At 67.8% G+C, this 13,465-nt stretch carries 13 protein-coding genes; 9 read left to right on the top strand and 4 right to left on the bottom strand.

From position 1 onward, the window contains the following. Positions 1-147: 147 nt before the first annotated feature. Positions 148-375 carry a hypothetical protein gene (locus tag AV521_RS23650; protein ID WP_076090507.1) on the bottom strand — a complete coding sequence of 76 codons (228 nt, stop codon included), beginning with the start codon at positions 373-375 and terminating at the stop codon, positions 148-150. A 270-nt stretch (positions 376-645) separates the two neighbouring features. Here AV521_RS23650 and AV521_RS23645 point away from each other — a divergent pair, with 270 nt between their 5' ends. The 3 genes from AV521_RS23645 (at position 646) to AV521_RS23635 (ending at position 4,255) form a co-directional block, all read left to right on the top strand. Continuing rightward, complete coding sequence (locus tag AV521_RS23645; RefSeq protein ID WP_179023336.1) at positions 646-1,704, top strand: ferritin-like protein; 1,059 nt, start codon at positions 646-648, stop codon at positions 1,702-1,704. Between the two features lie 427 nt (positions 1,705-2,131). Next, positions 2,132-3,193: a PLAT/LH2 domain-containing protein gene (locus tag AV521_RS23640; RefSeq protein WP_076090505.1), complete on the top strand. Its 1,062-nt coding sequence runs from the start codon at positions 2,132-2,134 to the stop codon at positions 3,191-3,193. A gap of 453 nt (positions 3,194-3,646) precedes the next feature. Next, a complete protein-coding gene (locus AV521_RS23635) occupies positions 3,647-4,255 on the top strand; it encodes an N-acetyltransferase (RefSeq protein WP_076090503.1) in 609 nt (202 codons plus the stop codon). 6 nt (positions 4,256-4,261) lie between these two features. Here the strand turns inward: AV521_RS23635 and AV521_RS23630 are convergent, their stop codons facing one another. Then, positions 4,262-4,720, bottom strand: a complete 459-nt coding sequence (locus tag AV521_RS23630; protein ID WP_076090501.1) for an SET domain-containing protein-lysine N-methyltransferase — start codon at positions 4,718-4,720, stop codon at positions 4,262-4,264. A gap of 451 nt (positions 4,721-5,171) precedes the next feature. Between AV521_RS23630 and AV521_RS23625 the strand changes: the two genes are divergently transcribed. Beyond that, positions 5,172-7,079 (top strand): hypothetical protein, encoded by a 1,908-nt coding sequence (locus AV521_RS23625; RefSeq protein ID WP_076090500.1) that lies wholly within the window; start codon positions 5,172-5,174, stop codon positions 7,077-7,079. 57 nt (positions 7,080-7,136) lie between these two features. Then, positions 7,137-7,433, top strand: a complete 297-nt coding sequence (locus tag AV521_RS23620; RefSeq protein WP_076090498.1) for a hypothetical protein — start codon at positions 7,137-7,139, stop codon at positions 7,431-7,433. A gap of 348 nt (positions 7,434-7,781) precedes the next feature. Here AV521_RS23620 and AV521_RS23615 read toward each other — a convergent pair whose 3' ends face one another. Continuing rightward, the gene (locus tag AV521_RS23615) at positions 7,782-8,345 is read right to left on the bottom strand and encodes a peptide deformylase (RefSeq protein ID WP_076090496.1); all 564 of its coding nucleotides are present in this window, start codon (positions 8,343-8,345) and stop codon (positions 7,782-7,784) included. Continuing rightward, positions 8,338-9,345 (bottom strand): helix-turn-helix transcriptional regulator, encoded by a 1,008-nt coding sequence (locus tag AV521_RS23610; RefSeq protein ID WP_256725657.1) that lies wholly within the window; start codon positions 9,343-9,345, stop codon positions 8,338-8,340. The genes AV521_RS23615 and AV521_RS23610 overlap by 8 nt, the downstream gene beginning before the upstream one ends. A gap of 126 nt (positions 9,346-9,471) precedes the next feature. On the opposite strand from AV521_RS23610, the gene AV521_RS23605 reads away from it, so the two are divergent. From AV521_RS23605 to AV521_RS23590, 4 genes are read left to right on the top strand one after another with little or no spacing between them, the layout of a single operon-like run. Beyond that, on the top strand, positions 9,472-10,629 hold the full coding sequence (locus AV521_RS23605; RefSeq protein WP_076090492.1) for a glycosyltransferase: 1,158 nt from the start codon (positions 9,472-9,474) through the stop codon (positions 10,627-10,629). Continuing rightward, positions 10,626-11,330 (top strand): hypothetical protein, encoded by a 705-nt coding sequence (locus AV521_RS23600; RefSeq protein WP_076090490.1) that lies wholly within the window; start codon positions 10,626-10,628, stop codon positions 11,328-11,330. The genes AV521_RS23605 and AV521_RS23600 overlap by 4 nt, the downstream gene beginning before the upstream one ends. Beyond that, entirely contained in the window at positions 11,327-12,562 is a 1,236-nt protein-coding gene (locus tag AV521_RS23595) for a glycosyltransferase family 1 protein (protein WP_076090488.1), read from the top strand. The genes AV521_RS23600 and AV521_RS23595 overlap by 4 nt, the downstream gene beginning before the upstream one ends. Beyond that, positions 12,556-13,422, top strand: coding sequence for a glycosyltransferase family 2 protein (locus tag AV521_RS23590; RefSeq protein WP_076090486.1), 867 nt, complete (start codon positions 12,556-12,558; stop codon positions 13,420-13,422). Before AV521_RS23595 ends, AV521_RS23590 begins: the two co-directional genes overlap by 7 nt. Positions 13,423-13,465 lie beyond the last annotated feature (43 nt).

The raw sequence follows: 13,465 nt of genomic DNA, 5'->3' as shown, positions 1-13,465 counted from the left end.
ACGGACACGCCACCAGCGAATCAACCTGACCAGGCACTACTAGGGCGTGTCCGGCGGGTCGACACCGACTCTACGACTCTCCCGGCCACGCTCGTGCGGGAGCGCCCCGTAGCACGCGGCTACGGGGCGCCTGCTGGGTCGCCTGTGTCACTGGACGATCCGGTTGTCGTACGTGCCGCCCTTGCAGTAGTACGGGTTCCGGCCGAACTGTGCCTTCGTAACCGTTCCGCCGCCTTGCTGGCACGTTGCGGCGGAAATCGGGTCCCAGGGGTTGTCGCTCGGTGCGCTTGCTTGCGCGGTGGTGGCGCCTGTGAGGCCGAGTCCGGCGAGGGCCGCTGTGGCGATGACGGCGGCGAGGATTCGTCGAATGTGCATCTGGTTCGCCTTTCACGGATTGCCTCGGTTGGGGCACTGGCCAGCGTGATCTTCACCCATGTGAGTGGCACGTTGGGTTGCTCCATTCGGGTGACATGGCTGTCTGGAGCGGGGCCGCTGACCCGACCCGTCGGACAGGCCCTAGTAAGGAAAACGCGCCGGTGAACTGTGCGCTGGGCTGACTGCGACAGCGCGCCTCGTTGACAGGTCCTCAGCGAACCAAGGAGGCTACTGTATGTAATCAGAAGAATGCAAACAGTGAGGATAGCTGTGGCCGCACCCACCGAAGCCGACCTCGACGACATCATTGGCATCGAGGATCTCGCCAACGACCGCATCGTCCAACTGATGGCCGTGGACGAGAAGAAGCGCGACCTGAAGTGGGTCAAGGACACTCTGCAGGCCGCGATCGACCTGGAGCTGAGCACCATCCCGCCATACCTTTGCGCCCTGTGGGATATCAGGGAGCCGAGAGAGCACCAGGTGAGCGGCCGCATCTCGGGTGTGGTGCTCGACGAGATGTTCCACATGGGCCTGGTGTGCAACATCCTCACCGGACTCGGCGGCACTCCGGACATTGTCGGCGCCGCCCGCCGAATGAACTACCCCATGGCACTGCCGGGCAACGTCCACCCCGGGCACAAGGTGCACTTGGGAGGCTTGTCGTCGGAGGCCCTCAAGGACTTCATGAAGATCGAGGAGCCCGAGAACCCCCTCGCCGTGCTCAGCAGCAAGCCCACCATCGGTAAGTTCTACGACGGCATCGCCGACGCCCTGCGCGATTTGACGCCGGTACCCGAGATCCGTACCGCCAAGCAGCAGGCGGTGAACATCGGTGCCAACGAGCTCAAGGTGCTGAACAACCTCGACGCCGTCCTGAACGCGATCAAGGTGATCAAAGAGCAGGGCGAGGGCACCGAGAAGCTCCCGAACGATCCGCACAACAAGGGGGAGCTGGCGCATTACTACCGGTTCGGCGAGATTGCCGCGGGGAAGACCCTGCGGCTGGTCTCGCGAGACCCGGACAAGTGGGAGTTCGTGGGCGACCGCATCCGCTGGCCAGAGACCCACGGCATGGACAGGATGACGCAGCGGCGCTGGCCCAAGCCGGACGACAAGACCGCCGCCGCGCTGGACAAGTTCAATGACGCGTACGCCGCGATGCTCGGGGCGCTGCAGAAGGCCTGGGCGGAGGGGTCCTCCGACGCGCTGCAGAAGTCGATCGACGTCATGCGGGACATGGCGGGGCTCGCGACCGAGATCATGAAGATCAGGCTGCCCGGCAGCACCATCAGGAGCTACGGACCGGAGTTCTTCCTGAAGCCATGACCGGCACGTCCCATCACTGCACGGATGCGCGGCACGCCGGAGTGCGCCGCGAGCTTACGGTGCAGCAGTCCGACACACGCGCTGGTGGAGCCCCAACCCCGCCCCACATCCACCGCAACGTCATGTACCCGGCACCGGTCACATGACCCATCGGACAGCGCCTAGAAGAGCCCCCGTCGGGACCACCATCCGGCGGGGGCTCTCGATGGGAACCGGCATAACGACCGACTATGCGCGTCCTCACAACACGCTTCCCTCGCCGACGTGTGTCTGTAGAGCTCAGCCCGGGCGCGGACGGCGAGCGGGGTGCACGACTACGGGATATGTCACCCGAATGGCCTAATTCGACTGTTGAGGTGACGAGCCCTGACGAAGGGTGGTTATGGCGTAAATGTCCGTCGAACGCGCGAGCAGGGAGTGTGTCGCCATGACCGTCAAAGTGATCCGAGCAAAAGGCTCCGACGTCTGCCCGTCCGGCTCCTACGCCCTGTATGAGCACCCCAACTGCAATGGCTCCGTCGAAGGGCGGGTCGTGATCGCGGACGAGTCGATAGCCAAGAACTTCGGCGAGATCGGCGATCGCGGCTTCAGTGACACGGCTACCTGCGTGGTGAACAAGACCAAGCGCACCCTGGAGTTGTTCCAGCATCCCGACCTCAAAGGCGAATGCCTCAAGGTGCCACCGGGTGGCCCCTACGACCTGAGAGAGCTCAAGAACGAGCGCGGTGCATGTCTGAACGACGATGTGTCCTCCACACGCATCGGCGACGTTCCGTCTCAGGGACTGATCAACCAGTTCCGGAACTCCGGCTACCAGGTGTTCGGCGGCAAGGTCGACAAGGAATCGGGTACCGCCGAGGGCGCTTCCGGCATGTTCGGCGCCTTCGCGAACGTCGGCTACGTGGCCACCGGTGGCAAGATCACCGGCAAGGATCAGCAAGCCGAACAGGTGGCCGCCGCAGAGAAAGCGGCAGCACAAAAGGCGGCGGCGAGGGAGGAACTGTACGAAGTCCGCATCATCACCGCGAAAGACGACTGGGCCGGCACCGACGCCGACGTCTTCTGTCAGTTCGCCAGAGGCGACCGAAAGTCGGGATGGACGAAGCTGGACAAGCCTGACTACAACGACTTCGAGAAGGGCGACGACGACACGTACTCCGTCTACGCACCAGGCGACTTCGGCGACCCCAAGCACATCGAGTTCAAGGTCGAGAACAAAGATGACATGTGGCTGCTCCAGTGGGTCACCGTGAAGCTCTGGGGCCGTGGGTCCGCAGGGCCCGTCTGGCACTGCCCGCTGCTCAACGGCACCAAGGTGTGGATGCACACGAAGAATCTGGCCCCGGGTGAGGGAGCAGGTGGCCTTACCGTCGGGGCTCAAGTGAGCCTCTTCCTCGCGCCCGGCGAGTCGGCTGTGAAGGGCGAACCCAACCCGGACGCGGAAAGGTACGGGCGCGCGATTGTGGGAGCCTGGAAGCACCCTGGCTGAGCCAGTGCCTCCACCCCAGTGCGAGCAGCAAGGCGGCGAGGGGCACCCCTGCCCGTCGCCGCCCTGCAGCGGCCGGAGGACAGTGCCCTGCGGATCGCGAGACGATCGTCCGCACCCCTGTTCTGGCTCCCTGCGCCGGATTGAGTCAGTGCCAGGTCAGCACTGCCAGACGATGGTTTCTTGGGCGGTCGGTGCTGGCTAAGCCCGGGTGAACAGTCCGGGTTCGCATTGGGTGAGGATGCCGCGGTCGACCAGGCGTTTCAGCATGGCGCGTATGCCTTCGGTGTGCCGCGGCGCGGTGCCGCTGCCGACTCATGACATGGTGACCAGCACGACGAGGTTGTGACACAGCCGAGGAGGAAGCCGACTGCGGCTCGGCGTCCATTTTCCTCGAGCCGTGGACCGCGCACCGCCACCAACCCGAGCGGCACACGGAGAGGAGCGCTGTCAGCGATGACGGACTGGGCCGTTGTCGAACTCGGTCCCCTCGACCGGCGAGTCGTGACGGAGGCCATGACCCTGTTCGAGGCGGTCGTGGGGCACAGCGCGCTCGTCGTCGACCAGGCGCTCCAAGGTCTCCACGACGGGACGCTGCTCTTCCTGGCTGCTCGCGCAGGGATGCAATCGGCTGTGGTGGGTGCGGCTACTGCCTGCGTGCTGGATGACGACAGTTACGGGGAACTTGTCGCTCCCATGCCGGCCAGTGCCCTTGCTGCCACCCCACCTTCCGTCGACGGCCGACGGATCGGACGTCTGGGCACCCTGGCCGTGGCCGCCTCGATGCGCCGACGTGGCGTCGGAAGCGCCCTCACCGCACAGTGCACGCAATGGTTGCGGCAACGATGCACCGAGGCGTTCGTGATCTCCTGGCTGCACAGTGAACCGGACCGTAGCGAAGGCGTGCTGAAGGCTTTCGGCTGGCAGCCGGTCACCGTTCTGCATGACTACTGGGTACGGGCGACGACGACGGGCGAGGCGGACTGCTCCCAGTGTGGTCGGCCCTGTCACTGCCCGGGCCTGCTGCTGCGTCTGCCCGGTGACCGTGGTCCCGGTGCCCGGTGATCCTCGTCAGCGTGCCGCGGCAGCGTCTCGTACGGTGACCAGCTCCCGGATGTGTGTGCTGAGGCGATGGCGGCTGAGTACGGCTGTGGGCACCCTGTGAGCTCCGTGGATACGGCCCAGGCATTCGTCGCTCGCGCATGCGCAGACGAAAGGGCAGGCCATGGCCCATTCTGTGGAGGGATAGAAGAAGGTCAGCGCGTCCCCGGGGACCAGGTCCCGGGCGGCGATGACGGTCAGAGACTTGACGTCCACGTAGGTGCCCGGATCACAGGAGTGGTTGAGGTAGGCCACGACCTGAAGGCCGTCGATGTGCCGGTCAGCGGCGATCTGGATGGAGGTGCGAGTGGGGTGGGAACGGTACTCAGGCCCACAGATCGTGGCCACCACATCGCCTTCCCTGCGGGCAACCTCGGTGACCAGGCCGAGGCCGGTTCCGGGTTGGTCAACGATCCGCACAGCCACCATGCCGGTTCAAGACCCCTTTGCGGTGGTGCTGCGGAGTGGCATCGCCGCAACTGAGGGCAGCGTCCTACGTTTCCCCTCCTACCGCGACAGGGGGCAGCCGACCAGGTGACACCTGGACGAGCCCCTCCTCCCGGGGCTTCGCGGTCCAGGCGGCTTGTCCGGTTCCGGTGCTGCGCGGTCGGCCAGGGAGGCGGTCTGCTGGGAAGAGTGGGCGGGCGCCGGCCGTACCCGAGTGATCTGCCGGATGAGACACGGCAGCTGATCGGGCCGGTCCTGCGCTGGGGTTTCAGGGAAGATCGCCGGTTGCGGGTGAGGCGGCTGGGCCGGTGCGGTGAACGCCTTCCGCCTGTCGGTCGTTCGTACGATTCCCCGCCGTCTGTACGCGGTACCGATGCCTGGTGTCCAACACAGTGCGTCGGCCCGTGCCCGGCGTCGGCAGGGAGTGTCCCCCATGACAGAAGTCACGTCCCCTTCGCAGCAACTGCCCCAGTTCCCCTTCGGCCCGAACGGTGAGAGCTGGGAGCAGCTGGTCAAGTCCCAGGGACTGGCTGATGGGCACAGAGGCCCGGTCAGTCATCCCACGAGGGATCCCCGAACCTCGTACCCGGCCGAGCCCGGTCTGGAGACGCGTGAGTTCGAGCTCTCGCCCTGCGGGCTGACCGATGCCCAGCGCCGCAAGGCGATCTGTTCGATGGAGCTCTATCTCGCCGACAAGCGGGACCACATGCTCGGCTACCAGGTCACCCAGGACATGAACGGCTACCCCGCGGACCTCAGCAGGTTCATGGAGGACCACGTCAACAACGTCGGCGATCCGTTCCGCTCCGGCGGCTACAAACCGAACACAAAGGTGGCCGAGCGGGCGGTGCTCGATTACTACGCCGCGCTGTGGAACGCGCAGTGGCCGCACGACCCGCAGGACCCGGAGTCGTACTGGGGCTACATGCTCTCCATGGGATCGACCGAGGGCAACATGTACGCGCTGTGGAACGCGCGTGACTACCTCAGCGGCAAGGCACTGCTCAAGCCTGACGAGGCCACTTTGGCCGGCGCCGCCGCCGGTGCGGTCGGTGGTGCCGCCGGCCTGGAGTGGGTGCAGGCCATCGCACCGGACAAGCCCACCATGTTCCGCCCGGTCGCCTTCTACTCAGAGGACACCCACTACTCGTTCGCCAAGGCCGCACGCGTGCTGAACGTCGAGACGTTCTACGCCGTCGCCCAGGACCTCTACAAGGACCAGTGCCCGCTCACGGACAAGGACGGCAAGCAGCTGCCGTGGCCGAAGGACGTCCCCTCCCTGACCGGCCCCTCGCAGACGTCCGCGGACGGGACCGGCCAGATCGACATCGAGGCGCTGGCCACGCTGGTCGACTTCTTCGCCGAGCGGGGCCATCCGATCCTGGTCAGCCTCAACCTCGGCAGTACGTTCAAGGGCGCCCACGACGACGTTCGGGCGGTGTGCGAGAAGCTGCTGCCGATCTTCGAGAACCGCGACCTGCTCCGGCGTGAGCTCGTCTTCGGGAAGAACGCGGTCACGGGGGAGCCGGTCAAGGAGATCCGCCGGGGCTTCTGGATCCACGTCGACGGTGCTCTCGGCGCGGCCTATGTGCCGTTCATGCGGATGGCGTACCAGCAGCCGGGCGTCTTCGACTGGACGCCGGAGGTGGAGCTGCCCGAATTCGACTTCGGGCTGACGGCGATCAGTCCCCAGGGCGTGCAGATGGACATGGTCGCGTCGATCGCGATGAGCGGTCACAAGTGGCCGGGCGCCCCGTGGCCCTGCGGCATCTACATGACCAAGGTCAAGTACCAGCTGGAGCCGCCCGCGAAGCCGCAGTACATCGGCGCCCCGGACACCACGTTCGCCGGATCGCGCAACGGCTTCTCGCCGCTGGTGCTCTGGGACCACCTGGCCAGGCACTCGTACCAGGACCAGATCAGCAAGATCAAGGAGGCACAGCGCCTCGCCGAACTACTGCTGCGCCAGCTGCAGGACCTCAAGAAGACTCACGGTCTCGACCTGTGGCCCGCCCGCAGTCCCGGCGCCCTCACCGTCCGGTTCCGCAAGCCCAGTGAAGCTCTGGTCGCCAAGTGGTCGCTGTCCTGCGAGGACGTGCTCATGAACCCGGAGGAACCCAAGAAGAAGGAGAGTTGGCGCAGTTACGCCCACGTCTTCGTGATGAGCTCGGTGACGGAGAAGAAGATCAAGGCTCTGATCGAGGACCTGGCCGAAGAAGGCACCTCGCTGTTGCCGGCAACGGACGCATCTGCCGCTCTGGCAGCCATGCCCACCACGCAACTCGCCGAGAACGTACGCCCTCTCGCACGCGTACCGATCACCAACGTGTCCTTCCAGTAGTCCCGGCTCCACCGCCGTTGCGGAAGATCTCAACCCACGAAGAGAGGTACGGACAGAATGGCCATCACCGGCAAGTTCACCTACAAGCGGGGCGGTGAAGTGCGGGACATCCACTACCCCACCACGGACCGGGAGAAGTTCATCCTGCACTGGGAGGGAGGATCCGATCCGCACGAGCTGCGCAACGATACGAGCGGCTGGGTGGCGCTGTATCACGTGATCGATGGCAAGGAGCACTTCATGGGCGATCCGACCTTCAGCGTGGTCCCGCCCGGCCGGGGGACCAGCTGGGGCGGCGGCGGACCCGATCTCGTGAGAGCGCACGTCAAGGATCCCGCCAGGGAAGAGGAATGAGCAACCATCGGGGTACCCGGTAGGAGACAGCCCGGCGGTCGGCCTCGTCGTCACAGAGCGTGCTCGCGGCAGAGGCCGGCCCCCTGCAGGGCTGGGCGAGAACTGCCGGTGACCTGGTGACGCCGCCCAGAGAACTGCGGCCCGCCAGGTGTGGCGGGAACATGGCCTACCGTGTCCCTCGGCGCTCCCGCACACTGCTGCAACTTGCGTGTATTTCGCAGGCCAGGGGCACGCGAGGCTCTCGGTGCGCCGCTTCAGCAGCATTTCGTGCTGGCGCTTCGAGATCTCCTGCTGGGGCCAGCGGGGCGGACCATGGCTCCGGCCCAGGAACGGGCCCCAGACAGTGGCCTACTCGTATGCCCAGGCTCGGCCTGTCTGCCGGTACTCCTCCACGGGGATGGGGTCGACTCCGTTCCGCATGCGAGCGGTGTACAGCAGGCCGTCGAGGTGGTCGATTTCGTGGTGGATGAGGCGGGCGAGGCCGCGTTCGTAGACGGTGGTCGTGGTCTCGCCGGCTGGGGTGGTGGCCTGCACCGTGATCTTCAGCGGGCGGGGGACAAGGCCGCGGACGTCGAAGAAGCTGAGGCAGCCCTCGTACTGCTCGTCCATTTCCTCGGAGCGGTCGGTGATGCGGGGGTTGAGCAGGATGACGGCGGGGGCGTCGTCGGCCGGCATGACGACGGCGGCGGCCCGGGCGATGCCGATCTGCGGGGCGGCGATGCCCATGCCCTTGGCGAAGGGGTGGACCTGGCCGATGCGCTCGATGGCGGCGAAGAGTTCGTCCACGATGCGTTCGGCCTCGTCACGCTCGGCCGGCAGGTCGAAGGCACGGGCCGGTTCGGCGAGGATGCCGGCACCGTGCTGGACGACGCCGAGGTCTCGCATGCGCTGGCTGGGCCGCACGTCAGTCACCTGAACTCCCTTGATCTGCTTCGCCGTCGGGCCTTGCCCGGAATCGCCATTCCAGACGGTACCGAGCGTGCAGGGCGGGTGTGGTCGTGATCCATGTGAATTGCCGTAGTCCGGTGTTGTCGCTGCGGACAGGCGGGGTGCGCAGCGGGGAGGCTTCGGCGGTCATGGAGGTTTCGGTGCCCCATACGACGGGGTCGAGGTCGGCGGGGAAGACGAGCTGGACTTCGAGTTGTTCGGTGGGCAGGCGGACGGCTCGCTGGAACCAGTTGCCCCACTTGTCGTCGCCGACGGTGTATGCGTACTCGATCCAAACGGATTCGCCGGGATAGAGCGGAAAGCGCCCCTGCTCGTTGTCGAACAGCAGCCAGACTTCCTTGAAGGCGTCGCGGTCGTGCTTGGCCTGCCAGCGCATCGTCTCGCCCCGGCAGGTGGCGGTCAGGGCGAGTTCGTCCCAGGTCAACGGATGGGTCCGGTAGTGGGCGTTGGACCGCTCGGGGTCACCGGGGTAGCGGTCGACGCTGATGCGGATCAGGTATCGGGTCACCGGCTCGGTGCCGGTGTTCCGTAGCAGCCGGCGCATGGTGAGCCGGTAGTTGCGGCCGTCGTACTTCAGGCAGGCGGCGTCGTGTTCGACGACGAGGGCGGAGCCGGTCGCATACGGCTGCTCGGGCCTGCGCGGGGATGGCGGGACTGTCGGCGGGCGCCTGGCACGGGTCTCCCTGGCTCTGGCCTGCTCGTAGTCGCACCAGCGCCGCCAGATCGCTTTGCCAGCGTTGAGGGACTCGTCGGCGAGACGGGCGAAGTCCTCGCTGGGTTTGTGGCGGCCGGATTCCATGTGGCTGACGTAGGACGGGTCGAAGCCCATGGCTTGCGCGAGTGCCCGCTTGGACATGCCGCGTACTTCCCGCCAGCGTGCAAGCTCGGCCGCGAAGTCCTCGGCCGCCTGCTCGACGGTGATCTCCTCGCCCTGCGCGTCCATCGAAGCCCCGCCCCGCGTCATCTTCAGTGACCATGAATGAACCGTGAGTGATCCCAGTTCATCATCCCGTCACGGCTCACGTCGCCGATTTCCTTCCCTCACCGACCCGGATCGACCCGTCCGGGCAGATGAGGGAGGCGACGCTCCATGCGCGTGCTGTACCTGCTGAACATCTCCAACCCTGACCGGCTCTCGGCGGATTCCGGGTGGATCTTCGCCGACCTCCTGGCACCGGCGATGGCGGACGCTGGAGCGGAGGTGACCGTGGCCGCCCCGGCTCCGGCCGGGGACGACCGCTGCGGCTTCCACCAGACCAAGGTGCCGGGGACGAAGTACCGGGCCCGGTTCTCGGCGGACATCGACGAACTGGTCGCGCTCATTCGGACCGAGCGGCCGGATGTGGTGGTGGCCAACCAGATCGAGGAGGCACCGGCCATCCGCACCGCCCTGCTGGAGGCCCGGTCCGATGCCCTGCTGGCCGGGTACTGCCACTACCTGCCGTTCTCCTTCAACAACGGTGGCCAGCTCCTGCTCGACCCGTCCCTGAGCGATGCTGGTCTGGGCAGGCCGGTGCTGCTGGCGTTCGCCGCCGGCCTGGCTGCCTGCGACCGGGTACTGGTCCACTCCTCGACGGCAGCCTCCTGGGCGTCGGCCGCCGCCGCTCGGATGACGGTGGACTTGGGCGAGAAGCTGCGGGTGGTGCCTGCGCCCAGGGACGAGCGCCTGGTCCGTGACCCCGCCACCGCCCGGTCCGGTTGCACCGGCGGGGCGATCGGCATCTACAACCACCGCCTGTACGCGCACTACGGCACCGAGCAGTTCGTCGCCCTGGCCCGCGAGCTGGCGGCCTCCGGGGCGGTGAGGCTGCGCGTGATGGACCTGTTCGGACAGCGCCGCACTGAGCGCGTCGGCCTGGACGACAGCCCCGAGAAGATGCGTGACCAGCTCGCCGCACTGCCGCACGTCCAGGTCGTCTCCGACCGGGGCGACCGCGTCCGCTACCGGAGTCTGCTGGCTGGCGCCCGCTTTGGCATCGCCCCGTTCCGGCCCGGCTGCCCGTGGTCGATGAGCGTGATCGACTGCCAGGGCATGGGCCTGCCCGTGATCTCGCCCCGACTGGGCTGGCTCGCCGAGCACATCGACCCCGAGCTGTGCTTCACCACCACCGAGGAGGCCGTGGCCCTGGCCGAACGTCTCGTGACGGACGACGAGTTCCACGCCGTACACGCCAAACGCGCCCACGCCTCCACCTCCGAGTTCACTCCCGCCTTGGTTGCCGCCCGCTACCTGGAGGCCGTCGCATGAGCTTGTTCGACGCCGTCTTCCTGTCGTACGACGAGCCGATGGCCAGCTCCTTGCACGCCCGGCTGCAGCGGACGCTGGGTGGCACGGTCAAGCGCCTGCACGGTGTGCACGGGATGCGCCGGGCCTACCGGCTGTGCGCAGAGCTGGTCGATCGTGAGCAGTTCTTCCTCGCCGACGGCGACTTCGCCATCGACAACGGCTTCGACGCCTCAGGCGTCGAGCCGCTGGAGGAGGGGGCGTCCATGCGGGTCTGGCAGGCGGTCAACCCGGTCAACGGCCTGTCGTACGGCTACGGCGGGCTGAAGCTGATCCGCCGAAGTGCCCTGCGCGCGATGGGCGAGGCCGTGGACGTGCTGGCCGCGCTTCCCGGCCGGATCGAATTCGCCCAGCAGAGGGCGGGCATCACGCGGTTCAACCAGAGCCCCTTTCACGCCTGGAAGGCAGGTTTCCGCGAGTGCGCGATGCTCGCCCGAGGCAGCGAGTACGGCATGCCGGACGACGACGCGCGCCAGCGAGTAGAGGCATGGACGACCAGCCGCGACGGTGAGTTCGCCGACTACGCCGCCGCCGGGGCCCGTGAAGGCGTCGCCTTCGCCCGCGAGGCCGCCCGCGACTCGACGCAGTTCGACCACCTCAACGAACCCGCGTGGCTGCGTGAGCGATTCACCACCGCTCACGGCGACCAGGTGGTTTCCGGATGACCGGCCCGCTCGTCCTCATCGAGCCCCATGCTCACCGCCTGGGCGGCCACCCTCAGCGCACGCTGGCGGCCCTGGCCCAGGCCAGGCCCGGCAGCCTGGTCATCGCCCCGCACGGGATCGCTGCCGAGGCGGTGGCCTCCTTGCGCGAGACCGGTGCCCGGCTGGTCACCACGCCGACCGGACGCGGGGCGGCCATGCTCCTGGTCGCCGCGCGAGCGGCGACCGGGCTGTCCGCGGCCGGCCGGCGGATCTTCAGTCATCGCCGCTGGCCCCGCGTCCTGCGGCGGTTGCCGCATCAGGTCACGCTGGTCGCCCGCTGCCTGACCGAGGCGTCAGCCCTGCGCAGTGCCCGCCGTCTTCAGCCCGCCGCCGACGCCGTGGTGATCCTGACCGCTAGCGAGGCCCTGCACGGAGCCGCCGCACTGCTCGGCGGCCAGCCGCACCTGCGGTTCATCCACGAACTGGTCACCACCGAGGACACCGTCGTGCGGTGGCTGGGCCGACTCGCCCGTCACCGTGAGCAAGAGGTGATCGCCCTGGCCCCGACCAGAGCTGTCGGCGACCAGCTCGCCGCGTCCTTCCCTCACCTGCCCGCACTGGTGGCCGCCTTCGCGGTCGACGACGGCCGCCGCCTGACCGATGCCGAACGCGACGGCGGGCGGGCCGCGTTCGACATCCCTGCCCCTGACGCAGTGGTCTGCCTGGTCGGCGGCTGGTGGCCCTACAAGGACATCGACACCATCGACGCCGCCCTGGCCCGGCTGAAGGAACCGCTGCACCTGGTGGTCACCGGCCACCCCCTCGACGAGCAGGTCCTTCAGCGGTGGCGGAACCTGCCCTTCCTGCGGCTGCACATCGTTCCCGGCCCGGTCACGGACAACGTGCTCCGGCTCATCTACGGCGCCGCCGACGCCGTCCTGGTCGCTCGGCGCCCCGGCGTGGCCAAGGAATCAGGGCTGGTGATGGACGCCGCCCGCCTCGGCGTCCCGCTGATCTTCTCCGACCACGACCCGGCTCTCACCGCCCGCCTGCGCGGGCAGCCGTGGGCCCTTCCCTTCCCCACCGGCGATCCGGACGCCCTCGTCGGCACCCTGCACGACGTCATCCGTCAGCCGCCCGAACCCCCCGGCACCGACGCGCCCGCCCTGCTGGGCATGCGCTCGGCCGCCGAACAGGCCGACCTCCTCACCCGCACCTTCGCCTCCCTGCACACGAAGGGGTCCCGATGCTGAGCATGCCTCCCGCCCTGATCGCCGTGATCGGCCCCATCGAGCCTCCGCTGCTGGCAGCCTGGGCCCGCCACTACCGCAAGCTGGGCATCGAGCGGTTCCTGATCGCGTTCCACTTCCCCGAGCACGTCCCCGACATCCGTCGGCACGAACTCCAGGCTGCCGCCCGGGAGGCGGGCATCATCCCCGCCCACACCAGCACCGGTCCCTGGCACGAACACACCAACAGCGAACTGCGAGACGCGCTGCGTCACCGAGCCGGACCGGGCTGGCACCTGCTCGCAGACGCCGACGAGTTCCACCAGTACCCCGGCCCGCTGCACCAGGTGATCGCGCACGCAGAGAAGACAGGTCACAGTGTGGTGGGCGGGCTCATGCTCGACCGGGTTACCGCGAGTGGACGCCTGACCGGCTGGCGCCCGGAAGGCGGACTTGACCACGCCTATCCCCTCGGCGGCCACCTCACCCACAGGCTCCTGAACGCCGATCCTCGCAAGATCGTCCTGGCCCGCCACGACGTCACCGTGGCCTCCGGTAACCACCGGGCTCCCGGTCACCGCCCGGATCCGGACCGCATCTGCGCAGTGCACCACTTCAAGTGGCGCGACGGCGTGCGGCAGGACATCGAACGTAGGGCCACACACTCGGCGGATGGGACCTGGCAGACCGCCTCCCCGGCCCGGCTCGCCGAAGCCCGCCGCCTGCTGGCCCACCTCGGCGAGCACGGCGGCGGCATCAACACCAGCGACCCGCGGTTCGCCTTCCGCCGCGTGAGCTTGGCCCGGATGCCCGCGAACTGGCACGCCGAGGCCCGTGCCATCGTCACCGCCTGGCGGCCGTACGCCTACAGCGGCCAGGATTGACCGACAATGGCCCATGTTCGCGGACAGCTCCTTGCGGAAGGGA

The organism is Streptomyces sp. IMTB 2501, assembly GCF_001953885.1.
Classification (GTDB): domain Bacteria; phylum Actinomycetota; class Actinomycetes; order Streptomycetales; family Streptomycetaceae; genus Streptomyces.
Note: the sequence above shows the minus strand (reverse complement) of the source record. Positions and strands in the feature narration are given on the sequence as shown.

Coding starts and splice junctions, on each gene's coding strand:
- AV521_RS23650 (WP_076090507.1), bottom strand. CDS start 375: ATGCACATTCGACGAATCCTCGCCGCCGTCATCGCCACAGCGGCCCTC.
- AV521_RS23640 (WP_076090505.1), top strand. CDS start 2,132: ATGACCGTCAAAGTGATCCGAGCAAAAGGCTCCGACGTCTGCCCGTCC.
- AV521_RS23635 (WP_076090503.1), top strand. CDS start 3,647: ATGACGGACTGGGCCGTTGTCGAACTCGGTCCCCTCGACCGGCGAGTC.
- AV521_RS23630 (WP_076090501.1), bottom strand. CDS start 4,720: ATGGTGGCTGTGCGGATCGTTGACCAACCCGGAACCGGCCTCGGCCTG.
- AV521_RS23625 (WP_076090500.1), top strand. CDS start 5,172: ATGACAGAAGTCACGTCCCCTTCGCAGCAACTGCCCCAGTTCCCCTTC.
- AV521_RS23620 (WP_076090498.1), top strand. CDS start 7,137: ATGGCCATCACCGGCAAGTTCACCTACAAGCGGGGCGGTGAAGTGCGG.
- AV521_RS23610 (WP_256725657.1), bottom strand. CDS start 9,345: ATGACGCGGGGCGGGGCTTCGATGGACGCGCAGGGCGAGGAGATCACC.
- AV521_RS23605 (WP_076090492.1), top strand. CDS start 9,472: ATGCGCGTGCTGTACCTGCTGAACATCTCCAACCCTGACCGGCTCTCG.
- AV521_RS23600 (WP_076090490.1), top strand. CDS start 10,626: ATGAGCTTGTTCGACGCCGTCTTCCTGTCGTACGACGAGCCGATGGCC.
- AV521_RS23595 (WP_076090488.1), top strand. CDS start 11,327: ATGACCGGCCCGCTCGTCCTCATCGAGCCCCATGCTCACCGCCTGGGC.
- AV521_RS23590 (WP_076090486.1), top strand. CDS start 12,556: ATGCTGAGCATGCCTCCCGCCCTGATCGCCGTGATCGGCCCCATCGAG.